Below are 26044 nucleotides of genomic sequence, written 5' to 3'. Positions count from 1 at the left end.
CAGAATGCTTTCGCTTGTGCAGCGGGGCTTATTGAGCAAAGCGGCACATTTCACCGAACCGGTCATTCTGACTAGTAACTCTAGATTTCGAGCATATAGATATTTCCAACATTCGTCTTGGTTGGCTGAACCCTAGCTGAGGCTTTTGCCATCCCATTTCCCCATCTGTTTAATGTTCCCGCACAAACTGATCGCCGTGTTCAGGGCCGTTCCCGTGGCCACTATCATTGATGGCAAAACCATCCATTCCAGCGCCCATGCGCTGCCGGAGCGTTCCTGTTCATGCACCAAAGCGTGATGCATGCCGGGCAGTTGCGTCGCATTGTAGCGCGCCAGTGTCACCAGCGTTTCTGCAAGGATCGGGTTTGCCTTGTGCGCCATGGCCGAGGACGTACCCCCGCCTGCAACAGAGATCTCGTCGAAGCCCTGCTGCGCCATCAAGCATATGTCTTCACCGATTTTACCAATCCCGCCCGTGACCAGCGACAGCCAATCGGCAAAATCCGTAAGTGCGCTGCGGTCTGTGTGCCATGCCGAACCTGGGTCAAAGAGGCCAAGACCATGGGCAAGATGCCTTGCGATCTCGGGATTCAACTGTTCTCGGGTTCCAACAGGCCCGCCAAGCTGGAGCGCCAATAAATCCGTTTTCATTTGATCAAGCCGCTTTAAGTGGCGAGCAAGCGGTCTCGTCCAAGCTGCAATGCGATCCGCGACAGTGATCGGCAAAGCCGCCTGCTTTCTTGTGCGACCTTGCAGGGGCTGCGCCCCGAATTGATCAATTAAAGAGCTGAGCGCGGCTTCCAACACCTTCAGCCGTGTCTCAAATATGGCCAAGATCGGCACCAGTGACAGGATCAACGCGGTGTCAATCACATCCTGAGAAGTCAAACCACTATGCAAGGCAACATGCAGGTCGTCCGGCAGTTTGGTTTTTAACTGCCTGACCATCGCAGGGACGCAGACACCGTCGACGGCCATGCCCTGACGCAGATCAGCGAGGTTAAGCTGGCAGGTCGCAATCTCTTCGGCAGCGCGCTGCGCGACTTTGATCGGGACTTTGCCCGCTTGTCCCAAGGCGTGCGCATAGGCCGCCTCGACAGCAAGCATATTTTGCAAGGTCGTATCGACACCCAAAAAGGCGCCAATCTCGCGATCACCATAAAGCCCACCCATGATAGGGTGTGAAAACGGATCAGGGGTCATCGCTCAACCTGCACGCAACGGCAGCTCAAGAATTTGCCTCGCCTCTTGCCAGGTAGCGACGGGGCGTTCGTATTTATCACACAATTCGGCGGCCCGTCGCACCAATGCAGCGTTTGACGGCGCAAGGGTGTCACGATCCATGCGGATATTGTCTTCCAGTCCGGTGCGTGTATGACCCCCGGCAGCAATGGCCCATTCATTGAGTGTAGTCTGATGCGGGCCAATGCCTGCGGCACACCATTGCGCATCCTGTACCAACCGTTCGACAGTTTCGATGTAGTAATCAAAGACATCCTTGTCGACGGGCATCGCATTTTTCACACCCATCACGAACTGAATATAAAGTTTGCCGGGGATGCGCCCGTCCCGATTCATCATGACCGCATGGTGAATATGGCTGAGATCAAAGGCCTCGATCTCGGGTTTGACCTTGTACTTGCGCATCTCTGACGCCAGCCAGTCCACCAGATCGGGCGGATTTTCATAGACCCGCGTGGGAAAGTTGTTCGATCCAACTGATAGCGAGGCCATATCCGGTGCCAGCGGCAGCATCCCACCTCGGGTTTGGCCTGCACCGGACCGACCGCCGGTTGACAACTGCACGATCATACCCGGACAATGGGTCTCAATCCCTTCCTTGAGCAGGGCAAATTTAACTGGGTCAGAGCTGGGTGTTTCATCGTCCTCGCGCACGTGGCAGTGCGCGATGCTTGCACCGGCCTCAAATGCGGCCTGCGTGCTTTCGATTTGTTCGCTGACGCTGGTGGGGACGGCCGGGTTGTCCGCTTTGCGGGGCAGCGATCCTGTGATGGCCACGCAGATAATACAGGGGTTTTGTGTGTTCCTAGACATCAAAAAAAACCGTTTCCTTGTCACCTTGCAGGTGAATGTTGAAGGTGTAACGCGCGGGATTATTGCCGTCTTGCTGCGCGAGCAGCGTTGCGCGTCTGTCCACAGGGAGCGATTGCAAGACAGCATCAAGCGCATCGTCTGGGAAGTAGAGCCGCGTGTGCAAGCCGATGTTAACCCCTCGTGCCACGATCCAGAGTGTAAGATGAGGGGCGGCATTGCCGATGGTGCCGGGTTTCACCGTGTTGATCTGCCACTTGCCCGTTTCAAAGTCGGAGGCAACCCGCTGCCAATACGCATGGCCATCGGTCGTGGTCTGGCCCTGCTCATCTGCTTGCCAAACTTCAATCAGCACGTCTTTGACCGGCGCGCCATCGCCGTCCCAAACGGTTCCTGTGATCTCGATGGGCTGCGTGCCGGTTGGACGCAAAGCACCCAATTGCGCAGGCTTTGACACGCCGCAGTCCTGCGGCATCAGCCCGATATGCACGTAGGGGCCAGCAGTTTGGGACGGTGTTTCCTTGAAATCCGTGCTCATCACATCCCCTCCTTGCGGTTTTCAAAAAGCGTGGCCTCCCGTCCCCGCAACACGATGTCGAACCGGTAGGCGAGCATGTCAAACGGTGTCGCAGCTTCCAGATCAAGGCGGGCAACAAGCCGATCAATTGCCGCCGCACTCGGGATCGCTTTGGCAATCGGGCAATGTACAATCAGCGGGTCTCCTTCAAAATAGCATTGCGTGATCAGGCGCTGCGCGAAGGCGGTCCCAAAGACCGAAAAGTGGATATGTGCGGGCCGCCAAGAATTTGGACCGTTGGGCCACGGATAAGGTGCAGGCAGGATCGTTTGGAAGCGGTAAGCCCCTGTCCCATCCGTCAGCGCACGCCCACATCCGCCAAAATTATCGTCAAGCGGCGCAAGGTAGCTGTCGTTTTTGTGACGATAACGCCCACCCGCGTTGGCTTGCCAGATTTCGACAAGCGTGTCCGGGATTGGCCGCGCATCTTCATCCAGCACATGGCCATGCAGCAAAATGCGTTGCCCAATGGCGCTGCTTCCGGGAGCTGCGTAATTGGTCAGCAAATCACTATCGCCCGGCAAAATATCGTCGTGGCCAAAGGTCGGCCCAGACAGATCACTTGCGGTTTGCGGCAGGTACACCAAGGGCTGACGCGGCGCACGCGCACGGGTGGTTTTGTAGTCAGGCGTATCTGCAGGCGGGTGCCAATCGCGGTCGCGGGGTTTGAGTGGTTTTAGCGCGCTCATGGCGTGTCTCCTTTCTCCATTTCGGCAAACACCTCTTTGGCGATATGCAAAGCGCGGTTCGCCCGAGGTACGCCCGCATAAATTGCGACATGCTGGAACGCCTCGACCACGTCTTGCTTGCTTGCCCCTGTGCGGGCGGTGGCCCGAATGTGCATCGGCAGTTCGTCAAAGTTGCCAAGCGCTGCCAGCAAGGCCAATGTCAACATGGATCTCTCACGCTGTGCGATACCATCGCTTGCCCAGACCGTGCCCCACGCCCCTTCGGTGATTAGGTCTTGGAAAGCGGTGTCCAACGGGCCTTTTGCCGCCTCTGCGCGGTCAACGTGGGCATCGCCCAAAACCTGACGCCGTATTTTCATGCCTGCTGTTTTACGATCCATCGTGATGTACCTCGTCGATAAAATCTGAAATCAATCGGCCCAATGTGGCGGGGGCCTCAATGCTCGGCAGATGCCCGATATCTGCAATCTGGTGGTATGATGCGGCTTTGACCGAAGCCGCAGTTGCGCGGACGTGGTCAGGAGGGCAAGCCAAATCCAGCTCTCCAGAAACAGCACAAACGGGCATGTCGAGTTTCGGGTTTGACTGGGTGAAATCGGCATCCGCGAGCGCATGGCAGCACCCAACATAGCCCGCAGCCGACGTGCGCGCCATCATCGTGCGCCACAAAACAACGTCCTGCGTGGCGCGGAAGGCGGGGCTGAACCACCGCTCCATGATCGCATCTGCAATGGTATCCAGACTGGCTGCATTTACCTGCGCAATCCGGTCTTGCCACATTGCTGCATTACCCATTCGGGCCGCTGTGTTGCACAAAACCAACCCGTCAATCAGGTCCGGGCGCGTGGCAGCCAGGGCCTGACCGATCATGCCACCTATAGAACAGCCAACAAAAATCGGGTTGCTAATTCCAAGATGTTCAATCAGGTCAGCCGCATCCTGCGCCAGACCTTCCATCGCATAAGGGCCATCGGGGCCGCTGGATAGTCCGTGTCCCGGCAGATCGTAGCGGATGATGCGACAGCCCGCCGCAAGATGTGGCAACAACGGGTCCCACAGGCGCAAGTCGGTCCCAAGCGAGTTTGCAAACACCAATGGCATCCCCGCCGGATCACCGTCTTCACGCCAGTGTAATCCCCCATATGGACGTGCGAAAATTTGCATCAGTAGGGCAAGCCTACATAGTTTTCCGCCATCGCCTGTTGGGCCGATTTGTTGGACCGCAGAAACGCGAGTTCGGCCAACTGCATCTTTTGCTCAAATCCGCCTTGATCGGGAAAGCGGTGCATCAGGGAGCTGAACCACCAGCTAAACCGCTCGGCCTTCCAGACGCGCGATAGTGCTTTTTCGGAATAGGCTTCGATCCCTGCACTATCGCCGTTTTCGTAGAAGTCGCAGAGCGCACGGAACAGATAGTTCACGTCTGAGGCGGCAGTGTTCAATCCCTTAGCACCCGTAGGTGGCACAATATGGGCTGCGTCACCGCATAAAAACAACTTGCCCCATTGCATCGGTTCACACACGAAAGAGCGCAAAGGCGCGATGGATTTTTCAATACTTGGACCAGTCACAAGATTTGCGGCTTGATCGGCGGGAATGCGGCGTTTGAGTTCAGCCCAGAACGCATCATCTGTCCAGTCATCAACGCTGTCTGACATATCGCATTGGATGTAATAACGGCTTAGGTTTTCATTGCGCATCGAACATAGGGCAAAGCCGCGATCGGACGTGGCATAAATCAATTCGTCATTCACCGGCGGCGTTTCAGACAAGATGCCAAGCCATCCAAATGGATAGACTTTCTCAAACTCGGTGCGCACATCTTCAGGGATTGTCTTGCGGCTGACACCGTGGAACCCATCGCAGCCGGCGATGAAATCACAATCGATCCGGCGCGGCTCATCATCAATGGTGTAGGTAATATAAGGCGTCTCGGATTTGGCATCACAGATCACCACATCCTCGACGTTGAACTCAATCTTGCCACCCGCCTTTTCACGCGCATCATACAAGTCGCGCGTCACTTCGGTCTGGCCATAGACCATCACCGCGTGGCCCGTGTGCTCGCTAAATTCCAGACGAAACATCTCATCACCATATGAGATCATGGTGCCATGATGGGGATAGCCCTCGGCATCCATCCGCTCGGATACGCCTGCCTCTTTCATCAAGCTGACCAAGCCACGCTCCAGCACGCCCGCGCGGATGCGTGACAACACATAGTCCTTGGTCTTGCGCTCCAGCACGATGGAGTCGATCCCGTGTGTGTGCAGCAGCTGAGACAACAAGAGACCCGATGGGCCACCGCCAATGATTGCAACTTGGGTTTTCATGTTTGGTCCTGATTGCTTGAGACAAAAGGGAGGGCCGCGCATCACCGCGCGGCCCCTGTTGGTTAGGGGCAGGTGTAACCGCCATCGATCACCAGATCGGATCCCGTCATGAACGAGGATTCATCCGAGGCGAGGAACACGGTGCCATAGCCAATCTCGTCAGGCTTGCCGAAGCGCTTCATTGGCACCAGATCGACCAACGGGCCCCATGCCTCCTTGGGGACAGAGGATTCAAACAGGTTCGTGTCGAACATGCCCGGACAGATCGAGTTGATGCGAATGTTGTCACCCACGAACTCAAGTGCTGCGGATTTGGTCATCAGACGGACAGCACCCTTGGTGGATTGATAAGCGGTTGAGACGCCTGCACCAGCGATGCCGTAGATGGAGGCAAAGTTGATGATCGACCCGCCGCCATTTTCCTTCATCGCAGGAACCGCGGCCTTCATACCCAGCAACGTACCCAGCTGGTTTACGCCCACAATCTGATGGAATTTTTCGACCGTGTGATCCAGCAGACCCGCGTGGTAATAAATACCCGCATTGTTCACCAGGACGTCCAGCTTGCCAAAGGCGGCAACGGTTTTAGCGACCGCTGCGTCCCACTGGTCTTCCTTGGTCACATCAAGTGCGACAACATCGGCTTTGCCGCCAGCATCGCGGATTTCCTTGGCAACGTTTTGCGCGTTGTCCCACAAACCTGTTGCGGGTTTACCTTCGGCGATAATCGGGTCTTCGGGCAAGTTAGCGAGCATCAAAATCGCGCCTTCCTTTGCCATCAGCCGCGCTTGCGCCTGCCCCAATCCGCCACCCGCTCCTGTGAGCAGCACTACTTTGCCTTCTAGTCTTCCAGCCATGGTTTTTCCTCCCTTTGGACTTTCAGTTGATTTGGGTTTTTGTGGTTCGGTTCGGCCCAATCCGAACAGCCGTTTGAGAAAATTCATCAGAACATCCCGTTGGTGTGAGCACTGGTCGTCGGCAGTTCCTGCAAGACATCCCAATGCTCAGTGATCTTCCCGCCCTCATTGAGCCGGAAAATGTCGATACCCGCGTATTCAAGGCCATCCGGCCAGACCTGGTGGCAGTGCAAAACAACGTGGCAGCCTTCGGCGAGCGCGCGTTTGATGACGACACGCTTGCCCGGAAACTCTGCCGCCATGCGTTCGAAATACGCGATGAACCCGGCTTTGCCGGTCTCCACATGGGGGTTATGCTGGATGTACTCCTCCCCCACATATTCGGCTACGGCACCACGCGGATCGCAGTCGTTGAACATCTGTTCGTAGAATGCGATGACATTGCGCTTGTTCTGTTCCAGATCAGCCATGGCTAGAACGGGTAATGCTGTGCCGGGTCTTCGATCGTGACCCAGCGTGTTGAGGTAAAGCTGTCGATCCCCGCCTTGCCGCCAAAGCGGCCATAGCCGCTGTCCTTGACGCCACCGAAGGGCATCTGCGCCTCGTCCCCGACGGTGGGGCCGTTGATGTGGCAGATCCCGCTTTCAATCTGATCGGCGATCTTCATCGCGCGGCTTATGTCGGCGCTATAGACGGACGCCGACAAACCATAAGCGGTGTCATTGGCCACGCGCACAGCCTCAGCATCGTCTTTCACCCTGATAATGGGTTTGACCGGGCCAAAGCTCTCTTCTTGATAGATCAGCATCTCGGGCGTGACGTTGTCGATCACGGTCGCCGTGACCACGGACCCGTCGCGCGTGCCACCGGCCAGCACCTTGCCGCCCTTGGCCACGGCATCTGCGATGATCCCGTCCATTTTCTCTGCCGCGCCCAATGTCACGAGCGAGCCCAGTACGACCTTGTCGCGCGGATTGCCTGCGGGCAGCTTGGCCGCCTTGGCCGCAAAAGCGCGGGCGAAATCATCCGCGATGCTCTCGTGCACAATGATCCGTTCGGTGGACATGCAAATCTGACCCTGATTCATGAACGCCCCGAATGCGGCACCGTTCACGGCACCTTCCAGATCGGCATCCTCAAGAATAACCATCGGGGCCTTGCCGCCCAGTTCGAGCAGGACAGGCTTCAAATGCGCCGCTGCCTTTTGCGCGATGATCCGCCCCACATTGGTTGAACCGGTAAAGTTGATGTGCCGCACGGCAGGCGCTGCGATCAGCGCATCAACCACAACCGCTGCATCCTCAGGCGCATTTGTCACGACATTCAGCACCCCATCGGGGACCCCTGCGTCCTTGAACACAGCCCCGATGGCACTGTGCACAGCCGGGCACATTTCGGACGCTTTCAACACAACCGTGTTGCCGCAGGCAATTGCTGTAGCAACCGCGCGCACGCCTAGAATAACAGGCGCGTTCCACGGCGCGATGCCCAGACACACGCCCAGTGGCTTGCGCTGTGCCATGGCAAGGCTGCCGGGTTTGTTGGCGGGGATCACATCGCCGGTGATCTGTGTGGTGATAGAAGCCGCCTCGCGCAGCATACCGGCGGCGAGCATGCAGTTGAAACCAGCCCAAGGCCCGGTGGCACCTGTTTCGGTAATCATTAGTTTGATGATGTCATCGGTCCTGACTTCAAGCGCATCTGCGGCTTTGAGCAGCAACATGCGCCGCGCCCCCGGCCCCGTTTCGGCCCACGCCGGAAACGCCGCTGCAGCCGCATCGACCGCCTTCAAAGCATCCGCCACGCTTGCAGCAGCAGCCGTCGTGGCCACCTTACCTGTGACAGGATCACGGCGTTCAAAGGTACGATTGTCCTGTGCGGTGACCTCGCGGCCACCGATCAAAAGTTCTACAGTCATTTGATTTTCCTTAGAAATTCATGGCTTCAGACATGACGGACGCTTCAAGGCCACCGTCACACGCAATGTTCGTACCATTCACCCAACGCGCCCCGTCAGATGCCAGAAACAGGATGGATGGCGCGATGTCGTTTGCCGTGCCCGCACGGCCAACGCGGTTAATGTCGCTGTTGACGCGGTCATCGCCCAGCACATCGCGAAACTGCAAAAGGATCGGGGTTTCGACCGGGCCGGGGCTGACGGCGTTCACCCGGATGCCACGGTCCTTGAACACCGGATCGTGGGCCGCGCGGAAAGTCCACATCAGCAGCAGTTCCTTGCTGTCTGGATAGGATGTTTCATCCTGAATGTTGTGGTCCGCGCAGAATTGCGCAGGATCGGGGAAGCCTTCGACGTCGATGGCCTTGCGCGTCCGTTCAAGATTGCCGCGCCAGCCGAAACCCGCGATGGACGCCACGTTGATGACCGACCCATATTGGTTCATCTTGGGTGCCAGCCCCAACGACAATGCACGCAACCCCAGAAAGTTCACCGCAATCGTCGGCACTTTGCCCGGCGTGCCCGAGAGTCCTGCGACATTGGCCAGCGCGTCGATCCCGTTTGGCAATGCGTTCACCAAAGCCTCGACACCCTCTGCGGAACCAAGATCAGCAGCAATGAAATGCCCGACCTGGTTGTCTGGCGTGTTCCTGTCGACCGAGAACACATTGGCCCCCTGCGATTGCGCCAACTCGGCGGTGCGTTGCCCGATGCCTGACGCGGCCCCGGTGACAACAATGTTCTTTCCCAAAAGCATCAGATTTCCTCCCTGGATGTCTTGTTGATTTCAGTGATGAGATAGCCGGTCGGGATCGCCTCTCCCGGCAGGCGGGGACCGATCCAGCCCCATAGGCCATTTGGCAAGAAAAGCGCGAAACCCACCGCAACCGCGCCAAGCCCGACCAGATACCACGCGCCATAAGCGCCAAAGAGCGTTTCAATAACGAAGAAGAGCAGAGCGCCGATCAGTGCGCCCTCGATCCGGCCAAGCCCGCCGACGAGAACCATAAACAGCATATAGGCCGTCCACTGTACGCCAAAGTAGGCACGCGGCTGGAACGTGGTGTTTGACGCAAGCCAAAGCGCGCCTGCCGCCGCCGTGCCCGTGGCCGCAAGCACAAAGACGATGCGTTTGGTGCGCATGACGTCCACCCCGATGGATCGTGCACCGACCTCATCATCCCGGATCGCGGTGATGGCGGCACCAGTACTGCTGCGCAGCAACACCAAAAGCGCCGCTAGAACGGCCAGTGTCACCGCCAAGGCCAGCCACAACGTCCACGCGCTGCGTGTCTCAATCGCGTAGGCGTTTAAAGCAATGAGCGATGTGCCTGTTTCCCCCTGGATCAGCGGGTCAAGATTGACGCAAAGATGCGCCAGAGACGACAGCACCCACATGCCGATGGCGAACTCGCCCCCCGACAGCGACAGCATGAACAGCGATGTGATCCACCCCAGCAGAGCCCCAGCAGCGATGGCCAACAGGATCGCCAGATACGGGTCAACGCCCGCATCAGCGAGGCGAATGGTCGTGTAGGCGGCAACGCCGAAAAACAGCGTCTGCCCGATGGACACCAGCCCCGCGAATCCCGCAAGCGCGTTCCACATGACCGCCAGCAGGATATAGACCAGCAAGGCCACAGCGCGCCCGGACCCGCCGACCCCGGACAACCACGGCAGACACGCCACGCCCACGGCGGCCAAAGCCAGCAGGACCAGCGTGATATGTGCGGTCGCGCCGCTGCGTGTGACTGTAATGGGCGCGCGCGTTCTCATGCCGGGCCCCTCGGTTGACGTAAATTTGTGAGGGCGACACGCCATGCGGGCAGCCGGTAGAAGACCGCGATCAGAAAGGTCAGGTGGCCCCCGATCAGGAACCCTTGCGGGTGGATCGCAGCGCCGATGGATTGCGCGAATGCCAGAACCATAGCGCCGATCAACACGCGCCACATGCTGCCCATCCCGCCGATTACCACGGCTTCAAACGCGAATAGCAGCTGGGCCGATCCCGAATACGGCCCCCACGCGCTGCGCAGACCCATGGCTGCAGCAGCGAACACTCCTGCGGCCAAGGCAATGCCGGTCGCTATCCCGGCAGTGCGGCCCGTGTTGATTCCCAGAAGCGAGGCAGTCGCGCGATCTTGTGATGTCGCTTGAATGCGCCGCCCAAGATCTGTGCGACGCATCATCGCCTCGATCAGCGCGATGATCATAAGGGCCGCAACAAGGATATAGACGCTCAACTGGCCGACAAAGATGTCGCCCGGCAATTCGAAAGAGGCCCAAGATAAATCACCCACAAAAGGGGCCAACGACAGGTTGTCCGCCCCAAACATCTGGAACATCAAATTGTCGAGGATAATCGCAATGCCAAAGGTCGCCAGCAGTGGCAGCAGTTCTCCACCACCCGATGCGCGTGACAGGACAGTCCTGTGCAAGATCATCCCGAAAGCGAACATTGCCACGGACATCACTGCGATGCCCAAGGGCAACGCGATACCCAGCGTCCCCAGCACATAAAGCCCGTAGGCCGCCATGACGATCAACGCGCCATGCGCCAGATTGATGATGTTCATCACCGAATACATGAACGCCAGACCTGTCGCGAGGATGGCATAATACCCGCCCAGCAAGGCCGCGCTGATCACCAGTCCCATCATGCTGCTACCTGCCCGAAAGAGGCCGCTGCGAGCGCTGCAACGGTTGTGTCCTGCGGCCGTGTGCGGAGCGTGACGCGCCCCTCGCACATCACGACAATTTGGTCCGCCTGTGCGATTGCCCGGTTCAGGTCCTGCTCGACGACCAGCAATGCCAGCCCCATGTCGCGGACTTTTCTCAAAGCGTCATAGGCCAAATCAACCGCAGCCGGAGACAGGCCCAAAGACACTTCATCCAACATAATCGCCACGGGATCGCCCATAAGCGCGCGCCCGATGGCCACCGCCTGTTGTTCTCCGCCCGAAAGTCTGCCCGCCAGCGCGCGGTCGAGCCTGGCCAAATTCGGGAACGCCTCGTATATCGCGGCGACAGTCCAAGGCCCTTCGCGGGATGTGGATGCGCCAAGCATGAGGTTTTCACGCACAGTCATATTGGGAAACAACCGCCGCCCCTCGGGTACAAGCGCCAGACCGGAGCGTGCCCGCAGATGCGCAGGATGATCCGAAATATCAACGCCCGACAGCGTGATCGCCCCGCTGCCCTGCGCATGATCACCCGCAATCGTGCGCAAAAGTGTTGTTTTGCCAGCGCCATTTGCGCCGACCAAAAACAACATCTCGCCGGGTTCCAGTAACAGGCTGACGTCACGCACCGCCGTTAGCTGGCCGTGGGCGGCACTCATGTTCTGGGCGATAAGCGTGGTCATGCTGCCGCTCCAAAATAAGCAGATTGTACGGCGGGCGCGTCAATGACCTCGTTCGGTGCGCCGTCGGCGATGATCTGGCCGCCAGCCATGCAAATTAAGCGTGAGCAGCTGTCCATCAGCATGCGCATGATGTGTTCGATCCAGATAATCGTGACACCGCGCGCGTGAATTTTGCGGATCAGCGCAACCAGCTTGTCGCCCTCACCTTCGGTCAATCCACCGCCGATCTCGTCCAACAGCAAGACCTGTGGATCGGTGGCTAGCACGCGGGAAAGCTCAAGCCGTTTGCGATCCAACAGACCCAATGTACTGGCCTGACGGTTCGCGACCATCGCAAGCCCGGTATCGTGCAAAACGTCCCAAGCCACCGCAATCGGATCATGTGCCGGGGTCGTGCGGCCATGACCCACCGCCACCAGCACATTTTCGAACACGGTCATGCCCGAAAAGGGGCGCGGCACCTGATGCGTGCGCCCCAAACCTTGTCGACACCGCGCGGCTGTCGCGAGGCCGGTCACATTTTGACCCATCATATGTACGCGACCGGCCGTTGGCGCATAGGCACCGGTCAGTAGGTTCATCAGCGTGGTTTTGCCAGCCCCATTGGGGCCAAGCACGCCGACAATCTCGCCCTGCGTCACGCGCAGATCGATGTTTTCGAGGACTTTGAAGCCTCCGAATGCCATCGAAAGACCGCTAGCCTGCAAAATGAGAGTGTCAGTCTGTGTCATGGAAATGTCTCAGGCGTTGTAGGCCCGAAGCTCCCCTATGACGGGCACGCTCATATCCGTGGCGTTTTCGGTGATGACGTAGTCGAACTGGAAATCACCCCCTTCAGCGGCCTGCCATTGCGTGCCGATAATCGGGCCATGCGCGACGTTCTTGACCGGCCCGGCGGTGAAATCGACGGTGCCCCCAATGGTGTCTGCCTTGAGGGTCGGCAGCACGGCGGCCACAGCTTCGCGGTCCTTGGGATCGCTTGCCGCCGACAAAGCGGCCATGGCCACATCAATCGCAGACAGGCTGGCACCAAGCTGCTGGGTCCATTGGTTGCCCGTTGTTGCTTCATACCCATCGCAGAGGGCTGCACCGGTCAGGCCTGTTGTGGGCGAGCTGTACGGAAAATCACGGTGCCAATAGGCGGCACTTGCCATGTTGTTGCCCAAACCACCCAAGGCTTCGATATCAGCAGGGAAGAGACCCGTTTTGGCAAGCTGCACGATCTTGACCTGACGGTGCAAACCCTGCTGGGCTGCCTGACGCCAGAACGCAGCGAAATCCGGCGGGATCGGGAAGGTGTTGAAAATCTCGATGCCCGCCTCGCGGAAAGTCGCAATCTGGCTTGAGAAATCTGTGGTACCCGTCTCATAGGCACCCGGATCAATAACCTCGTAGCCTGCCTCCACCAGCTTCGGTGCAAGTACAGCCCGGATCGCATTGCCGTCGGCGTCATTGGGGTACATCACGCCGACGCGTTTGTTGGTCTCAACCAGATCCCACTGAGAGATATAGGCCTGATAGAATTCGTCCACCCCAAAGCCGAAGTGGTAAGTGTATTTGAACGGGCTTTCTTCTCCGGACACCGCACCGCGCCCGAAATACCACGCCTCCCACGGCATCACGGTTGAGATGCAGGGCACGCCAGCGGCCTCGCAGGCGTCTGAAACAGGATTGATTGTTTCAGGCGTGGAGACGGCGACCATTAGATCGACAGCGTCGTTATTGATCAGATCACGGGCAAGCTGGCCTGCGCGGGCTGGATCGGACTGCGTGTCGCGGTCCAGCAGCTCAACACCGTAAGCCGTGCCGTTGATCGTCACGCCACCTGCCAGCGCAGTGCGTGCTTGGTCCAGCACATAGCCGTCGGTTTGGCCAAACCCGGCAAGCGGGCCGGAGATGGGGCTGATAAAACCGATTTTGAGTATGTCCGATGATTGTGCGACTGCCCGAGACCGACCAAGTACAAATGTCCCAAGCACAGCTGTTCCGGTCGCGAGCGCCGCGCGCCGCGTGAATGTTCTTGTCATTGTTTCCTCCCTTACGCCCCTGAATTCAGGGGTCTTTCCTCTTTGTAATCCAACGTAGTTCGGTAAATTCGTCCAAGGCCCACCGCCCGCCGAACCGGCCATAGCCGCTGGCTTTCACCCCCCCGAACGGGGCAAGTGGGTCGTCATCCACGGTGCAGCGGTTGATGTGGCAAATGCCCGTGTGAATCTGATTTGCGATCTGGTCCGCGCGGTTCGGGTTTTCACTGAAAACCGATGCCGCCAGCCCGTAGTCGCTGTCATTGGCCACCGTCACCGCCTCTTGGTCGGTCGCGACGCGCGTGACGGACAGGATCGGCCCGAATGTTTCTTCGGTGTAAAGCCGCATGTCCGCCTCAACACCGTCAAGTAGCGTCGGGTCAAAGAAGGCGTCGCGCATTCTGCCGCCGCCAACAAGGCGCGCGCCTTTGGAGACTGCATCGCTGAGCAGACCTGACAGACGCTCGGCCGCACCGATACTGATGACCGGCCCGATATCTGTCGCGGCATCATTGGGATCACCGACCACCAAAGCCCTGCGCAGCTTTTCGATCTTTTGGATCAGCACATCTGCAACGTCGTTCTGCACGATCAACCGTTCCGTGGACATGCATATCTGCCCTTGGTTGAGATACGCCCCCTTGACCGCCTCTGACGCGGCAAGGTCGAGATCAGCATCGTCCAGCACGACCATAGGGGCCTGCCCGCCCAGCTCTAGCAAAGGCCGCTTGAGATGTGTGGCGCAGAGTTCTGCGATCCGGCGACCAATCCGTGTGGACCCGGTAAAGTTCACGCGGCGCACCACAGGATGCTCGATCAATGCATCAACAATCCGCTCGCTCTCTTCCTGCGGGCTCAAGAACACCTGCACGACGTCCTGAGGAAACCCGGCCCGGACCACCGCATCGCCGATCAGGCGGAAGGTGCGCGGCGCAATCTCGTTGCCTTTCAGCAGAACCGTATTGCCACAAAGCAAAGGGGCGGCGATGGCGCGAACACCCAAGATCAACGGCGCATTCCAAGGCGCGATGCCAAGGCACACACCGCACGGGACGCGGTGGGCTTGGCTGATGATAGCATTGTCGGTCGTCAGTGTTTCGGGATGGTGCAGGGCGTCAGCTTGATCCGCGACACCTCGCAGAAGACGGGCGGCAAAGGCGACGTTATGCGCAGCCCATTTTTGTGGCGCTCCGATCTCGTCACACATCGCTTGGCACAGGGCGTCTTTATCTGCGGTTAACTGATCCGCGAGCGCCCGCAGATAATCCGCACGGGTATCGACCGCCAAAGCAGACCACGCAGGAAACGCAGCCGCCGCATGCGACACAAACCGCAGGCAATCGGCCAAGTCATGCGCAATCTCGCGGCTGACCACATCCCCTGTCGCCGGGTTCTTGCGCGCAATAACGCTCGGCTCAGCAGCCAATTGTGACGATGTCAAAGCTATCATGCACTCTTAACGGATTTGCGTCCGTCCTCCCGTCAATAATGCTAGATTAGGAATATCTTGCATGTAATGTTAATTTCTGGTCATTAAATGTGAAATTCTAGGATTTGTGATGCAAGATGCTTACGCCACACTGCAAGACGAGCGCGATGCGTTGCATAATCGGTCCTTGCGCCGCAGGTTTCCTGACGGATTCGCAACGCTTTTGTTTTTGACTCGCGGCACCTTGCTGATTGGGGAGGACAAGAATGAACGGCATGGTCCGGCGCTGTTCTTTTGGCCGGGCAACAGTCGTGACGTCTTAACACTGAAAGCAGGGGCAAGCGCGCGGCTTTTGGGGCTGAGCGACGCCATTATCTTGGACGCCATCGGCGCACGTTCGGAATCGGTGCATTTGCGGATGCTGGTCGAAACGCCATTCTCCGCCACGATGTCTGAAGACCCCAAAGTCCCGCAAATCGAGACGCTTTTTGACTGGTTTGCCCATGAGCTTGAAGAACCTGAACGCCGCTCGCCCATGTCGATGTCTGCGTTCCTGCGCCTGCTGCTCATCGCGGCCCTTCGGGTCCATACGCCGGAAGACACATCCGTCAGCGCTGATGCCACGAATGTGCTGCGCCAGTTCCGCCATCTGGTCGAGCTGCACTACAAGGAACACTGGAAAGTTGCCCGCTACGCCGACACGCTTGGCGTTGAATACGACCGCCTGCACCGGATCTGCAAACGCGATACGGGTCGGTCTCCGGCTGAGCTGGTACATGAGCGCATCACTGCAGAGGCCAAAGCGCGATTGGAGAATTCGGGTCTGCCGCTCAAGAAGATTGCGGCAGATTTGGGATTCTCGGATGCCTCGCGCTTTAGCCACTTTTTCAAACGCCGCACCGATCTATCGCCGGGGGCATACCGTGCGGTGGTGTCTCGGCCTGACAGTGATGATCTGCAAGACTTGCGGCGCGGGTTTTCGGACTGGCCGTAAGTGGGACGATCACAGCGACATGGATGGACCCGCCGCTGTGATGTTGATTTCATGAGGGTGGCTTAGAATTTGCCGTTGTCATGGGCCATTTCGTCCGGGATTTCAGATACGACATCCCAATGCTCAACGATTTTGCCGTCTTCTACACGGAACAAATCGAAAAAGGCAGTCGGCGCGCCACCAAACGTGCCCTCAGAGCCTGTGAAGACAAAGTTCCCCTGTGCGACGACGAGCGGTGTGTCGGTGTAGACCATCGAAATCCCAGCTGCCGCCATCGCCCCTAAGGCAGCACCCAAACCGTCCAGACCATTGGCGATCTGCGGGTTGTGCTGGATGTATTGCGTGGGCGCGATGAAGTCAGTGATGTTCGAGGCATCGCCGCCTTGCAGCACGGTTTCGACAAAGTCGACAACCAGTGCTTTGTTGGCTTCAGTCTTTTCCAGATCGGTGATCTCAAGAGCGCCATCCGTCATCGTGTTGCCTGACGGATTGGCCGGGGCCAGCGGTTGTAGATTGTCCCAATGCTCAGCCACTTTGCCGTCTTCCACGCGGAACACGTCGAATGCCACAAGCGTCTCGCCGCCCAACAGCTGGGCGTTGTCATAGGTCGAATGGACAACAACCATATCGCGTTCGGCGATTACGCGGTGTGGCGTGACCGTAATCCCGCTTTCTGCCAAGACTGGGATAATGCCAAGGATCGGGTCTGCGCCGGTCGGTACCGCAGGGTTGTGTTGAATATAGTCAGGTGCCAGCAAGGCCTTTGCAGCATCGACATCAAAGTCGATGAAAATAGCGGTCGCAGCGGCGAGAACGATTTCCGTTGGGGTCATGATAGGTCCTTTCGAATCATATTGATGTGTGAGTGACATATTGGTATCAAATCAGAACCTAGTATCAATTACGCACTTTAAAGGAACCTGGTATGCTTCAGATCACCGTCGCCTCGGATGAGGACAGCGCGCTTTGCCCCGTTCGCAATATTTTGGCCAAAGTCACAGGCAAATGGCAGTGCCTGATCCTACTCGCGCTTGAGGACGGGCCAGAGCGGTTCGGCAAGATCAAGCGGTTGATCGGCGACATCACCCAGCGGGTACTGACGCAAAACCTGCGATCGTTGGAGCGCGACGGATATATCACCCGCACAGTTCACGCAGGCCCGCCGCTGGCCGTGTCGTATGAATTGACGGCGCTTGGACGGGAGTTGGTTGGCGTCCTGAAACCACTCGTGACGTGGGCGGCGGGCAGTTTTGATACTGTGATGGGATCAAGAGTTGCATATGACCGGTCACTCCGCGACAAGACCTAAAGTCTTTTTTCTACGCTTCGTTTCTTTCACGCAAATTCAACCGAGCGACTTCACTCGCAATCACGAGGCGTAGCATATTCATCACGAGGACTGCCTTGCGTCCGAGAGCAGCAAGAATTGCTGCAGATGCAGTGCTGTGAAGCCCATCAAAGTGGGTGATTACCGCCTGAATGGCCGGGTCTTACGCCACGTAGCAGCGCTGGTGATCATGCATCGACCTTATTTTTCGGCAGAGCGAACTCGCGCAGCGAGAAAACGAATTCATACATCGGGGTCGAACTTCGCTTTCGCCGCGGTTTGGTCGTTTAAGTTGGCGAACAGCTGATGTCGTCCGCCAATATAGTTTAGATGTCGATGCGCTCGGCGATACTTAGAGCATCTTCGAGTTCAACACCGAGGTAACGCACCGTGCTATCGACCTTCGTATGGCCAAGTAAAAGTTGCACAGCCCGAAGGTTGCCCGTCTTGCGGTAGATCTCCGCAGCTTTGGTCCGGCGCATTGAATGGGTACCGTAGCCGCTCGGTTCCAATCCGATCGCTGTCACCCAATCACGAACAAGCCGACCATACTGACGCGTTGAGATATGTGGACGATCGTGGAAGCGACTAGGGAACATGTAGTGGCAACCGATCATCTCGGGTGAACTCACCCAGGCAGTGACAGTATCTCTTGTGTTTTCAGTCAATTCGAACTGAACTGGCCTTTTGGTTTTGCTCTGGATCACCGAAACCCGTTCGCGAACGCGATCATCTTTGACCAAGTCGGTCACGGCGAGATTGACCAGATCACAGCCTCGCAACTTGCTATCAATCGCAACGTTGAACAGCGCAAGGTCGCGAAGATAGCCGGCAAGTTCGAGCCGCGCGCGGATTGCCCACACCTGTTTGGGAAGCAGCGGTCGTTTCTGCCCGATGATCCGCCCCTTGTTCCAGGCTTTGCGTTTAGGGGTGACTGCGGGAAGTTGGACTCTTGGCATAGTATGCCCTCCAATCCTCCCTCCATACCCAGACATCAGCACCGCGCTGACGCCTTGAATATATCATCGGATTGAATGGCCGTCGTCCGAAGGCACCAACACCTAGTGTCTCTGAAAGTGCATTGACGAACTGGGCATAGAGCTAATCAGCTACCGAGACTTCAGATCCAACCACGGGTTTGTCCCACATCTCGTTAATTGGGGCAAACTTTCTCGCTGCGACCAGAATCAATGACCGGTTTCTCCTCCGCATTGCAGCGGACATAATCATGCACGTGCCGCATTTTCTGCGCTGCGTGCGCACGCAGCGAGAAAATCAAATTCACATAATGGACTCTTTACAGACATTCCGAATAGAAAAGCCCCGGCGTTTCCGCCGGGGCTATCCATCCTCAAGCCGCTTTCGCCAAGTTCTGCAGCACGTAGTGCAGCACGCCGCCGGACTTGATGTAGTCGATCTCGACCGCTGTATCGATCCGGCATTTCAGGGTGATGTCTTTGGTCGTCCCATCCGCAAATGTGATGTTTGCGATCACTTCTTGCAGTGGTTTCACGTCGCCCAGGCCCGCGATGGTCACTGTTTCCTCGCCTGTCAGACCCAGTGATTTGCGCGTGTCGCCGCCGGTGAATTCGAACGGTACCACGCCCATGCCAACAAGGTTGGACCGGTGGATACGCTCAAACGTTTCGGCGATCACGGCCTTGACGCCCAGCAGCGCCGTGCCCTTAGCTGCCCAGTCGCGCGATGATCCGGCCCCATATTGCTCACCGGCAAAGATGACCAAGGGTGTGCCTGCTTCTTGATGCGCCATGGCTGCGTCAAAGATCGAGGTTTGCGTACCATCGGGCCCTTTGGTGTAGCCGCCTTCGACGCCTTCCAGCATCTCGTTCTTGATGCGGATGTTGGCGAAGGTGCCGCGCATCATGACTTCGTGGTTGCCGCGTCGTGAGCCGTAGCTGTTGAATTCGCGCACAGGTACCTGACGTTCGATCAGGTATTTGCCGGCTGGTGTGGTGTCCTTGAAGGACCCTGCAGGGCTGATGTGGTCGGTTGTGACCATATCGCCCAGCATGGCAAGAACCTTGGCGTTTTCAACATCGTGGATATCGCCCGGATCCTTGGACATGCCTTTGAAGTAAGGGGGGTTCTGCACATAGGTTGACGTGGCGGGCCAGTCATAGGTTTCGCTATCGGTGGTTTCGACCGATTGCCATTTTTCATCGCCCTTGAACACGTCAGCGTATTTCTTTTGGAAGGCCTCGCGGGTGACCGTTTGTTCGACCAGTTCGTTGATCTCGGCAGAGGTGGGCCAGATGTCTTTCAGGAACACATCATTGCCGTCCTGATCCTGACCCAGCGGATCGTTTGCCAGGTCGATGTCCATGGTGCCCGCCAACGCATAGGCCACCACCAGCGGAGGTGAGGCCAGATAGTTTGCGCGCACGTCAGGCGAAATCCGCCCTTCGAAGTTCCGGTTGCCGGACAGGACGGAGGTCGCAACCAGATCGCCCTCTGCAATGGCCTCGGACAGTTCTTTCTGGATCGGGCCAGAGTTGCCGATACAGGTGGTACAGCCGTAGCCGACGAGGTTGAACCCGATTTTGTCGAGGTCGTCTTGCAGGCCCGCGGCCTCAAGATATTCCGACACAACCTGCGAGCCGGGGGCCAGCGATGTCTTGACCCATGGTTTCCGGTCCAGCCCCAAGGCCGCCGCTTTGCGTGCCACAAGCCCCGCACCGATCATGACGTATGGGTTGGATGTGTTGGTGCATGACGTGATCGACGCGATCACGACCTTGCCGCTTTCCAGCGTATAATCTTCGCCAGCGACGGCCACTTCTTTGCCCATTGGGCGCTTGAAGGTCTCTTCCATTTCCTTGGCGAAGGCCGATTTTGCGTCGGTCAGCGCCACGTAGTCCTGTGGGCGTTTGGGGCCGGAAATTGCAGGCACGATGGTGCCCATGTCCAGGTGCAGCGTGTCGGTGTAAACCGGTGCGTAATCCGCATCGCGCCAGAAACCGTTTTCCTTGGCATAGGCTTCTACCAAGGCGATCCGATCTTCGTCACGGCCCGTGTTGCGCAGATAGCGGAGCGTTTCGCCGTCGATCGGGAAGAAGCCGCAGGTCGCGCCATATTCGGGCGCCATGTTAGCGATGGTCGCGCGGTCGGCCAGCGGCAGTACATCAAGGCCTGCGCCATAGAATTCAACGAATTTGCCCACAACGCCTAGCTCGCGCAGCATTTCGACAACTTTCAGGACCAGGTCCGTGCCGGTGGTGCCTTCGACCATTTGACCTGTCAGCTCAAAACCCACGACTTCGGGGATCAGCATGGAGACGGGCTGACCCAGCATGGCGGCCTCAGCCTCGATCCCGCCAACACCCCAGCCAAGCACGGCGAGGCCGTTGACCATGGTGGTGTGTGAATCAGTGCCGACGAGCGTGTCAGGATATGCGACTTCTTCGCCATTCTGATCCTTGTCGGTCCAGACGGTCTGGGCCAGGTATTCAAGGTTCACCTGGTGGCAAATGCCGGTGCCGGGGGGGACCACGCGAAAGTTGTTGAACGCGCCCTGGCCCCATTTCAGGAACTGGTAGCGTTCCATATTGCGCTCATATTCGCGGTCCACGTTCATCTGGAACGCACGTGGGTTGCCGAATTCGTCGATCATGACAGAATGGTCGATGACCAGATCAACAGGATTCAGCGGGTTGATCTGCTGAGCGTCGCCACCCAGGGCCACGATCCCATCACGCATGGCGGCAAGGTCGACCACGGCAGGGACGCCGGTGAAATCCTGCATCAGCACGCGGGCAGGGCGGTAGGCGATTTCAATCGGGTTCTTGCCGCCATTGTCGGCCCATGCCGAAAACGCCTTGATGTCATCCACGGACACCGAAAATCCGCCATCTTCAAAGCGCAGCAGGTTTTCAAGAACCACTTTCAGCGCGGCGGGCAATTTCGAAAAATCACCCAGACCGGCGGCCTCTGCGGCGGGAATAGAATAATAGGCGACGGATTGGTCACCGACGGTCAGAGTTTTGCGGGTATTGGCGGTATCTTTGCCGACTGTGATCGTCATGGCGATTCCCTTTCCTGGCATAGGCTATGAAGGTTGTGACTGGCTTTTGCATCATGGGGGAGAAACGATCAAGGGGCAATTGTATACCATTGCACACAAATTCGTTTGGAATCGAGAATGGCCTTTGAAACAATCATGACACCGCCCTCGCAATTCGTTGATTGGCCATTTCAGTCAAACATGCCTAGAGGTTACGGGACTGCCAAATAGGACTTCCCATGCGCCCACTATTAACCGCTCTTGCATTGACCGGCCTGCTGCACACAACACAAGCTGCGGCTGACAGCCCTGTTGTGGTCGAGTTATATACATCGCAAGGCTGTTCCAGTTGTCCGCCAGCGGATGCATTCCTGCATGAGCTGGCCAAGCGCGATGATGTGATCGCATTGGCGCTGCATGTGGATTACTGGGACTATATCGGCTGGAAGGATGTCTTTGCCAGCCCACAATACACGGCCCGCCAGCACGGCTATGCGCAGGCCGCCAGCGCGACAACGGTTTACACCCCACAGATGGTGATTAACGGACAGGACCACGTTGTTGGATCCCGGCCGCGGCAGGTGATGAGCCGCGTCGAGGCCCATCAAGCGCGGGTCGATCCGGTTGACGTGTCGCTGTCCCGATCAGGTAGCACCTTGCAAATTCAGGCAGAGGCGTCCGCCCGCGGTGACTATGTTGTGCAGCTTGTGCGATATTCGCCGCAGGAAACGGTTGATATTCGGCGTGGTGAGAATGCCGGGCGGCAGCTTTCCTATGCCAATGTTGTCAGTTCATGGGATGTCATCGGCCAGTGGGATGGCGCGTCCGCGCTGGATATCTCGGCCACGGTCTCGGGCAATGATCCGATCGTTGTGATTGTACAGCAAGCCAGAAGCGGCCCGATTGTTGGTGCGTCCGAGCTGCGCTAAAGCGTTATGCGAAAAACCTGAATTACCTAACGCTGCCTGAAATCAAAGATTTCAACGCGTTAGGGGATATTTGATGTATCAGGTATTTCGTCAAACGCTGGAGGCGTTTTTGCGGGCTTTCCAACGGCGATGCACCCAGAACCACTGATGGGGATTGCGGGCGATCTGCGCCTCGAGCCTTTGGGTGATCGCAAGCATCATGTCAGGCGCGGTGGTATGTGCAATTGGTGCCTCAACCTCGACAGCGAATGACAGACCGTCTGGCTGTCGGATGCCAAAATAGGGGATAATGACCGCGTTCAGTCGCAAGGCGATGTCAGCGGCGGACGTTGATGTATGTGCAGGCTGGCCAAGAAAGGGCAGGGCAATACCCTTGGCGGAGACATCAAAAAGCAACGTGCCCATGCCGCCTGATTTCAGATGTCGGGTAAAGCCCATCGTGCCGCGCCGACCTTGTGCAAAAACCGGCCCACCCCATGAGGTCATTGTGGCCGCGTAATGGGCATTGAAATAGCTGTTCTGCATGGGGCGATAGAGCCCACCGATTTCATACCCCATCCGGGTCAATACCTGACGCGGTGCTTCGTGATTGCCGAAATGCGCCGTGACAAAAATGACGGGCCGCTTGTCTGCGCTGGCCTGCGCAAGCGCTGCCAGCCCGGGGCCGGTGGGCGCTGTTTCTGACAGGCGCTTGCCGAAATCCTGCCAGGAATAGTTTTCAATGATGGTGCGTCCGAAATTGTCGCAACAGGCCTCGGCCATTGCGCGCCGATCATAGGGGCCCATATCCGGATAGATCAGCGCAATATTGTCTTCGGCACGTTGGCGGTAACCGGTCAGTGGCCCAATCGCGCGCCGCAAGGCAGACCCCATCATCGGAACCCGGGTTTCATATGGTAATTTGAGGACAACATTGATCAGGCCGCGCAAGGCGCGATCCGCCAGCCAATCAGTGGTAGAGCCCGTGGGGGGCGGTGTATCCGTGATTTGGCGGGTCATACATGTCTGCTTATCCGCCTGTTTCCGTCCCGGCAAGCGCCGCCGGGGTCTTGGCCAACCCGGTGCCGATCATGCTGTCGCGTGTCACCAGCCCCGCAAGTTGATCGGCAGACCAACCATCGGTGTCAGCTGGCCTGGCGGGGATGACGATGTAGCGCATATCGGCTGTGCTGTCATGGACCCGCACGGTCACGTCCTCGGGGAGGGTGACGCCAAATTCAGCCAACACCTTGCGCGGTTCTTTGACGGTGCGGGATCGGTAAGCGCGCGACTTGTACCAATCCGGCGGCAATCCCAGCAGATTGCGCGGGTAGCAGGAACACAGCGTGCAGACGATCACGTTATGGACCTCTGCCGTGTTTTCGACGGCGATAAGTTTCATCGGCCCGATGTCAAAACCCATGGCGGCGCTGGCTGCACTGGCATCGGCCATCAGATCATCACGAAATGCCGGATCTGTCCAGGCGCGCGCTACCACAGCGGCCCCATGCGCCGGGTTGCGCGCGTCCATCGCGTCAATCTGCGCGTTGATCTCGGCGGCGGTTGTGATGCCTTTTGCAATCAGGATTTCACGCACGGCGATTTCCATCTGCTGCCAGTATGTCAGCGGCTGGTCATTGTCCGGACGGTAGGGGTGGCCCGATGGCGACAGGTGGTCGTGATGATCATGTGGCATGCGGCGGCTCTGCTGGTTCCAGCCAATGGCTATAGATTTCGGCATCAAGCGTGTCTTGCGGGTTCTCCGCCGCAGCGCCCCATATGTCCCCCATGGTAAAGCGAACACGCATCAGGGACAGGTTCTCACCCTGATGCCCATATGCCAGTTGTTCGGGGTTTGGAAAGGGGCCCAGAACGCGTTCGACCCATCCGGTCTTGCCGCGCAGATAGGCCGGCGTACGCACATGGCCGGGCGGCATGTCGGCGCGGACCCGCATATAATGGCGCTTACCCACCGGCGGCATCCCCATAGGTGTTGCCCCGCGATGCGACTTCGGACATTTTTTGTGCAAGTTCTGCGGTGCTGTAGACGCCTGCTTCAATCAGGTTTTGATTGATCGAGGCCATCCAGCGTTCATAGTAGGTCATCGTATCAAATGCATCCGGGCCCATATCCTCGAGCACCCGGCGCAGGCCGTCGACGGTGAAATACCCCTTGGTGGAACTGATCACCATCAGCGCATCAATGCGTTTTTCCCATATGGAAAAGTCGTGCTGATCATCTGGTACAGGGCCCGCGGGCTGCCCGCCCATGTCATGCCAGCGGCGTCCGTCAAATGGTTCATCAGTCTGTGTCATGCGCTAAGGCTATGACAGATGCGGCGTGGCTGTCCATGCGTTTTCAACGCTGGCAATCATGCGAAAACTTCAGGAACAGGGCGACAATAGGGTGGTGATCGCCTTACCCAAATGGCTGGCCCCAATTCCCGTGATTGCTGTCGTTGTGCGCTATTCTTCATCCTGTTCATCGGGGTCGATCAGGGTAATCACGCCAGCATCTACAAGATCGCGAATGGCCTTTGTGACCGCTGCCATCGCGGTTTCACCATCCGCCTTCTTGATCTTACCGAATTCCTGCACCTCCTCGCGGAGTTGCGTGGCCATGCGCTGTGACAGCGATGCCAATATGAACTCGGCCGATTTCTGCAGCGCCTCTTCGCCGGCCAGCGCGGCGGTCAGGGCCTTGGTCAAATCCGCGCCATCAATGCTGCGCAGGCTGTTGGGGATATCGACCGCTTTGACCCGGTAGGCGATATCCTTGAACGTAAAGATAGCCTTGCGCACTTCGGTCGCAAAGCCGGGGTCCATGGATGTGAGCCCTTCCAGCACGTCCTCGCGGGTGTCGGTGACCGTGGAATTCAGTATCGCGCCAAGGCGCGGGACCGGCGCCTTTTCAAAGGCGATGTCGCGGGGGCGGCCATATTCCTTGGCCAGCGATGCGCCGATGCGCCGGACGGCATCGGGTGTGATGTCGGCGGTTTTTGACATCGCAAAGGTGATGCGGCGCGCGCGGTCGCCCGGCGTTTTGGCCAGGACGTTTGCGGCCTTTGACACAGGCAGTTTCGACAAGGCGACCGCGCAGATTTCGATGCTTTCCGCTGTCATCATGTCAACAATGGTTTCGATGGGAAGGTCGACAATGCGCGGCCAATGATCCCCGTTGCGCACGCCATCGGTTTGCGCGCGCAACCTGTCCGCCAGCGAGGGGCTAAGATGGTCCGCCAGCGCCATGATCGCGCCATCGCGGGTTCCGGGGGCGGCAAGGCCAACGGCCTCCAACTCTGTCACGAATTCTTCGGCAACGGCAGAGACGGTGCCCTTATCCACAAGACGTATTGCGCCCAGTTCCCCGGTCAGCACCTCTTGCAACCCTTCGGGCAGGCGCGACAAAGACAGGCTGCCACCATCACTGATGAGCATTTGCACAATCATCGCCGCCTTGCGTCGGCGGGTCAGTGCGGCCGTACCGGCAGTATTGTTTGAAAAATCCATGC

General features: G+C 58.0%; 27 protein-coding genes and 1 pseudogene. 3 read left to right on the top strand and 25 right to left on the bottom strand.

Annotation, left to right across the window (positions count from 1 at the left end):
- Positions 1–132 precede the first annotated feature (132 nt).
- The 17 genes and pseudogenes from AABB31_RS06200 to AABB31_RS06120 all read right to left on the bottom strand — a co-directional run bounded on the left by AABB31_RS06200 (position 133) and on the right by AABB31_RS06120 (position 15303).
- Positions 133–1203: a 3-carboxy-cis,cis-muconate cycloisomerase gene (locus AABB31_RS06200; RefSeq protein WP_373635531.1), complete on the bottom strand. Its 1071-nt coding sequence runs from the start codon at positions 1201–1203 to the stop codon at positions 133–135.
- 3 nt (positions 1204–1206) lie between these two features.
- Complete coding sequence (locus AABB31_RS06195) at positions 1207–2055, bottom strand: 3-keto-5-aminohexanoate cleavage protein (protein ID WP_342078884.1); 849 nt, start codon at positions 2053–2055, stop codon at positions 1207–1209.
- Entirely contained in the window at positions 2048–2542 is a 495-nt protein-coding gene (pcaG, locus tag AABB31_RS06190; protein WP_373635530.1) for a protocatechuate 3,4-dioxygenase subunit alpha, read from the bottom strand. Before pcaG ends, AABB31_RS06195 begins: the two co-directional genes overlap by 8 nt.
- Positions 2543–2589: 47 nt before the next feature.
- Positions 2590–3318 (bottom strand): protocatechuate 3,4-dioxygenase subunit beta, encoded by a 729-nt coding sequence (gene pcaH / locus AABB31_RS06185; protein WP_373635529.1) that lies wholly within the window; start codon positions 3316–3318, stop codon positions 2590–2592.
- Complete coding sequence (pcaC, locus tag AABB31_RS06180; protein WP_342075336.1) at positions 3315–3698, bottom strand: 4-carboxymuconolactone decarboxylase; 384 nt, start codon at positions 3696–3698, stop codon at positions 3315–3317. Before pcaC ends, pcaH begins: the two co-directional genes overlap by 4 nt.
- Positions 3688–4482, bottom strand: a complete 795-nt coding sequence (gene pcaD / locus AABB31_RS06175) for a 3-oxoadipate enol-lactonase (protein WP_342075337.1) — start codon at positions 4480–4482, stop codon at positions 3688–3690. The genes pcaC and pcaD overlap by 11 nt, the downstream gene beginning before the upstream one ends.
- Entirely contained in the window at positions 4482–5651 is a 1170-nt protein-coding gene (gene pobA / locus AABB31_RS06170) for a 4-hydroxybenzoate 3-monooxygenase (RefSeq protein WP_342075338.1), read from the bottom strand. Before pobA ends, pcaD begins: the two co-directional genes overlap by 1 nt.
- Positions 5652–5713: 62 nt before the next feature.
- Positions 5714–6508, bottom strand: coding sequence for a glucose 1-dehydrogenase (locus AABB31_RS06165; protein ID WP_342075339.1), 795 nt, complete (start codon positions 6506–6508; stop codon positions 5714–5716).
- 86 nt (positions 6509–6594) lie between these two features.
- Positions 6595–6978: a nuclear transport factor 2 family protein gene (locus tag AABB31_RS06160; protein WP_342075340.1), complete on the bottom strand. Its 384-nt coding sequence runs from the start codon at positions 6976–6978 to the stop codon at positions 6595–6597.
- A 50-nt stretch (positions 6979–7028) separates the two neighbouring features.
- A pseudogene (locus tag AABB31_RS06155) lies at positions 7029–8426 on the bottom strand (aldehyde dehydrogenase); the annotation flags it as partial.
- Positions 8427–8436: 10 nt separating this feature from the next.
- Positions 8437–9222 (bottom strand): coniferyl-alcohol dehydrogenase, encoded by a 786-nt coding sequence (locus AABB31_RS06150; RefSeq protein ID WP_342075342.1) that lies wholly within the window; start codon positions 9220–9222, stop codon positions 8437–8439.
- Entirely contained in the window at positions 9222–10241 is a 1020-nt protein-coding gene (locus tag AABB31_RS06145) for a branched-chain amino acid ABC transporter permease (RefSeq protein ID WP_373635528.1), read from the bottom strand. The genes AABB31_RS06150 and AABB31_RS06145 overlap by 1 nt, the downstream gene beginning before the upstream one ends.
- A complete protein-coding gene (locus tag AABB31_RS06140; protein ID WP_342075344.1) occupies positions 10238–11125 on the bottom strand; it encodes a branched-chain amino acid ABC transporter permease in 888 nt (295 codons plus the stop codon). Before AABB31_RS06140 ends, AABB31_RS06145 begins: the two co-directional genes overlap by 4 nt.
- A complete protein-coding gene (locus tag AABB31_RS06135; RefSeq protein WP_342075345.1) occupies positions 11122–11829 on the bottom strand; it encodes an ATP-binding cassette domain-containing protein in 708 nt (235 codons plus the stop codon). Before AABB31_RS06135 ends, AABB31_RS06140 begins: the two co-directional genes overlap by 4 nt.
- Entirely contained in the window at positions 11826–12515 is a 690-nt protein-coding gene (locus AABB31_RS06130) for an ABC transporter ATP-binding protein (RefSeq protein ID WP_342075346.1), read from the bottom strand. The genes AABB31_RS06135 and AABB31_RS06130 overlap by 4 nt, the downstream gene beginning before the upstream one ends.
- A 54-nt stretch (positions 12516–12569) precedes the next feature.
- Positions 12570–13856: an ABC transporter substrate-binding protein gene (locus AABB31_RS06125; protein ID WP_342075347.1), complete on the bottom strand. Its 1287-nt coding sequence runs from the start codon at positions 13854–13856 to the stop codon at positions 12570–12572.
- Positions 13857–13881: 25 nt separating this feature from the next.
- Positions 13882–15303, bottom strand: a complete 1422-nt coding sequence (locus tag AABB31_RS06120) for an aldehyde dehydrogenase family protein (RefSeq protein ID WP_342075348.1) — start codon at positions 15301–15303, stop codon at positions 13882–13884.
- Between the two features lie 109 nt (positions 15304–15412).
- Between AABB31_RS06120 and AABB31_RS06115 the strand changes: the two genes are divergently transcribed.
- Positions 15413–16276 (top strand): helix-turn-helix transcriptional regulator, encoded by an 864-nt coding sequence (locus AABB31_RS06115; RefSeq protein ID WP_373635527.1) that lies wholly within the window; start codon positions 15413–15415, stop codon positions 16274–16276.
- Positions 16277–16338: 62 nt separating this feature from the next.
- Here the strand turns inward: AABB31_RS06115 and AABB31_RS06110 are convergent, their stop codons facing one another.
- A complete protein-coding gene (locus AABB31_RS06110) occupies positions 16339–17109 on the bottom strand; it encodes a nuclear transport factor 2 family protein (RefSeq protein WP_342075350.1) in 771 nt (256 codons plus the stop codon).
- A gap of 92 nt (positions 17110–17201) precedes the next feature.
- Here AABB31_RS06110 and AABB31_RS06105 point away from each other — a divergent pair, with 92 nt between their 5' ends.
- Complete coding sequence (locus AABB31_RS06105) at positions 17202–17585, top strand: helix-turn-helix domain-containing protein (protein ID WP_342075351.1); 384 nt, start codon at positions 17202–17204, stop codon at positions 17583–17585.
- A 344-nt stretch (positions 17586–17929) separates the two neighbouring features.
- Here AABB31_RS06105 and AABB31_RS06100 read toward each other — a convergent pair whose 3' ends face one another.
- Together AABB31_RS06100 and acnA are read right to left on the bottom strand one after the other, a co-directional pair.
- On the bottom strand, positions 17930–18562 hold the full coding sequence (locus tag AABB31_RS06100; RefSeq protein WP_342075352.1) for a tyrosine-type recombinase/integrase: 633 nt from the start codon (positions 18560–18562) through the stop codon (positions 17930–17932).
- 392 nt (positions 18563–18954) lie between these two features.
- The gene (gene acnA, locus AABB31_RS06095; protein WP_373635526.1) at positions 18955–21645 is read right to left on the bottom strand and encodes an aconitate hydratase AcnA; all 2691 of its coding nucleotides are present in this window, start codon (positions 21643–21645) and stop codon (positions 18955–18957) included.
- A 218-nt stretch (positions 21646–21863) separates the two neighbouring features.
- On the opposite strand from acnA, the gene AABB31_RS06090 reads away from it, so the two are divergent.
- A complete protein-coding gene (locus AABB31_RS06090; protein WP_342075353.1) occupies positions 21864–22553 on the top strand; it encodes a DUF1223 domain-containing protein in 690 nt (229 codons plus the stop codon).
- Between the two features lie 90 nt (positions 22554–22643).
- Here AABB31_RS06090 and AABB31_RS06085 read toward each other — a convergent pair whose 3' ends face one another.
- From AABB31_RS06085 to AABB31_RS06065, 5 genes are all read right to left on the bottom strand, one after another.
- Positions 22644–23552 carry a lysophospholipid acyltransferase family protein gene (locus tag AABB31_RS06085; protein WP_373635525.1) on the bottom strand — a complete coding sequence of 303 codons (909 nt, stop codon included), beginning with the start codon at positions 23550–23552 and terminating at the stop codon, positions 22644–22646.
- Positions 23553–23562: 10 nt separating this feature from the next.
- Positions 23563–24228, bottom strand: coding sequence for a nitrile hydratase subunit alpha (gene nthA / locus AABB31_RS06080; protein ID WP_342075355.1), 666 nt, complete (start codon positions 24226–24228; stop codon positions 23563–23565).
- Positions 24218–24514 (bottom strand): SH3-like domain-containing protein, encoded by a 297-nt coding sequence (locus tag AABB31_RS06075; protein WP_342075356.1) that lies wholly within the window; start codon positions 24512–24514, stop codon positions 24218–24220. Before AABB31_RS06075 ends, nthA begins: the two co-directional genes overlap by 11 nt.
- Positions 24498–24848: a ScnB-like protein gene (locus tag AABB31_RS06070; protein ID WP_342075357.1), complete on the bottom strand. Its 351-nt coding sequence runs from the start codon at positions 24846–24848 to the stop codon at positions 24498–24500. The genes AABB31_RS06075 and AABB31_RS06070 overlap by 17 nt, the downstream gene beginning before the upstream one ends.
- Before the next feature lie 150 nt (positions 24849–24998).
- Complete coding sequence (locus tag AABB31_RS06065; protein ID WP_342075358.1) at positions 24999–26042, bottom strand: FliG C-terminal domain-containing protein; 1044 nt, start codon at positions 26040–26042, stop codon at positions 24999–25001.
- Positions 26043–26044 lie beyond the last annotated feature (2 nt).

Source organism: Yoonia sp. SS1-5, from assembly GCF_038443705.2.
Classification (GTDB): domain Bacteria; phylum Pseudomonadota; class Alphaproteobacteria; order Rhodobacterales; family Rhodobacteraceae; genus Yoonia; species Yoonia rhodophyticola.
The sequence above is the reverse complement of the archived record's forward strand: the minus strand, read 5'-3'. Positions and strand labels throughout refer to the sequence as shown.

Bases quoted from the DNA above. Each gene is read 5' to 3' on its own strand.
- AABB31_RS06075 (WP_342075356.1), bottom strand. From the start codon at position 24,514: ATGCCGCCGGTGGGTAAGCGCCATTATATGCGGGTCCGCGCCGACATG.
- AABB31_RS06100 (WP_342075352.1), bottom strand. From the start codon at position 18,562: ATGCCAAGAGTCCAACTTCCCGCAGTCACCCCTAAACGCAAAGCCTGG.
- AABB31_RS06125 (WP_342075347.1), bottom strand. From the start codon at position 13,856: ATGACAAGAACATTCACGCGGCGCGCGGCGCTCGCGACCGGAACAGCT.
- AABB31_RS06115 (WP_373635527.1), top strand. From the start codon at position 15,413: ATGCAAGATGCTTACGCCACACTGCAAGACGAGCGCGATGCGTTGCAT.
- pcaC (WP_342075336.1), bottom strand. From the start codon at position 3,698: ATGGATCGTAAAACAGCAGGCATGAAAATACGGCGTCAGGTTTTGGGC.
- AABB31_RS06070 (WP_342075357.1), bottom strand. From the start codon at position 24,848: ATGACACAGACTGATGAACCATTTGACGGACGCCGCTGGCATGACATG.
- AABB31_RS06120 (WP_342075348.1), bottom strand. From the start codon at position 15,303: ATGATAGCTTTGACATCGTCACAATTGGCTGCTGAGCCGAGCGTTATT.
- AABB31_RS06110 (WP_342075350.1), bottom strand. From the start codon at position 17,109: ATGACCCCAACGGAAATCGTTCTCGCCGCTGCGACCGCTATTTTCATC.
- nthA (WP_342075355.1), bottom strand. From the start codon at position 24,228: ATGCCACATGATCATCACGACCACCTGTCGCCATCGGGCCACCCCTAC.
- AABB31_RS06195 (WP_342078884.1), bottom strand. From the start codon at position 2,055: ATGTCTAGGAACACACAAAACCCCTGTATTATCTGCGTGGCCATCACA.
- AABB31_RS06065 (WP_342075358.1), bottom strand. From the start codon at position 26,042: ATGGATTTTTCAAACAATACTGCCGGTACGGCCGCACTGACCCGCCGA.
- AABB31_RS06150 (WP_342075342.1), bottom strand. From the start codon at position 9,222: ATGCTTTTGGGAAAGAACATTGTTGTCACCGGGGCCGCGTCAGGCATC.
- AABB31_RS06090 (WP_342075353.1), top strand. From the start codon at position 21,864: ATGCGCCCACTATTAACCGCTCTTGCATTGACCGGCCTGCTGCACACA.
- pcaH (WP_373635529.1), bottom strand. From the start codon at position 3,318: ATGAGCGCGCTAAAACCACTCAAACCCCGCGACCGCGATTGGCACCCG.
- AABB31_RS06085 (WP_373635525.1), bottom strand. From the start codon at position 23,552: ATGACCCGCCAAATCACGGATACACCGCCCCCCACGGGCTCTACCACT.
- AABB31_RS06140 (WP_342075344.1), bottom strand. From the start codon at position 11,125: ATGATGGGACTGGTGATCAGCGCGGCCTTGCTGGGCGGGTATTATGCC.
- AABB31_RS06165 (WP_342075339.1), bottom strand. From the start codon at position 6,508: ATGGCTGGAAGACTAGAAGGCAAAGTAGTGCTGCTCACAGGAGCGGGT.
- AABB31_RS06105 (WP_342075351.1), top strand. From the start codon at position 17,202: ATGCTTCAGATCACCGTCGCCTCGGATGAGGACAGCGCGCTTTGCCCC.
- AABB31_RS06145 (WP_373635528.1), bottom strand. From the start codon at position 10,241: ATGAGAACGCGCGCGCCCATTACAGTCACACGCAGCGGCGCGACCGCA.
- pcaD (WP_342075337.1), bottom strand. From the start codon at position 4,482: ATGCAAATTTTCGCACGTCCATATGGGGGATTACACTGGCGTGAAGAC.
- acnA (WP_373635526.1), bottom strand. From the start codon at position 21,645: ATGACGATCACAGTCGGCAAAGATACCGCCAATACCCGCAAAACTCTG.
- AABB31_RS06130 (WP_342075346.1), bottom strand. From the start codon at position 12,515: ATGGCATTCGGAGGCTTCAAAGTCCTCGAAAACATCGATCTGCGCGTG.
- AABB31_RS06200 (WP_373635531.1), bottom strand. From the start codon at position 1,203: ATGACCCCTGATCCGTTTTCACACCCTATCATGGGTGGGCTTTATGGT.
- pobA (WP_342075338.1), bottom strand. From the start codon at position 5,651: ATGAAAACCCAAGTTGCAATCATTGGCGGTGGCCCATCGGGTCTCTTG.
- AABB31_RS06160 (WP_342075340.1), bottom strand. From the start codon at position 6,978: ATGGCTGATCTGGAACAGAACAAGCGCAATGTCATCGCATTCTACGAA.
- AABB31_RS06135 (WP_342075345.1), bottom strand. From the start codon at position 11,829: ATGACCACGCTTATCGCCCAGAACATGAGTGCCGCCCACGGCCAGCTA.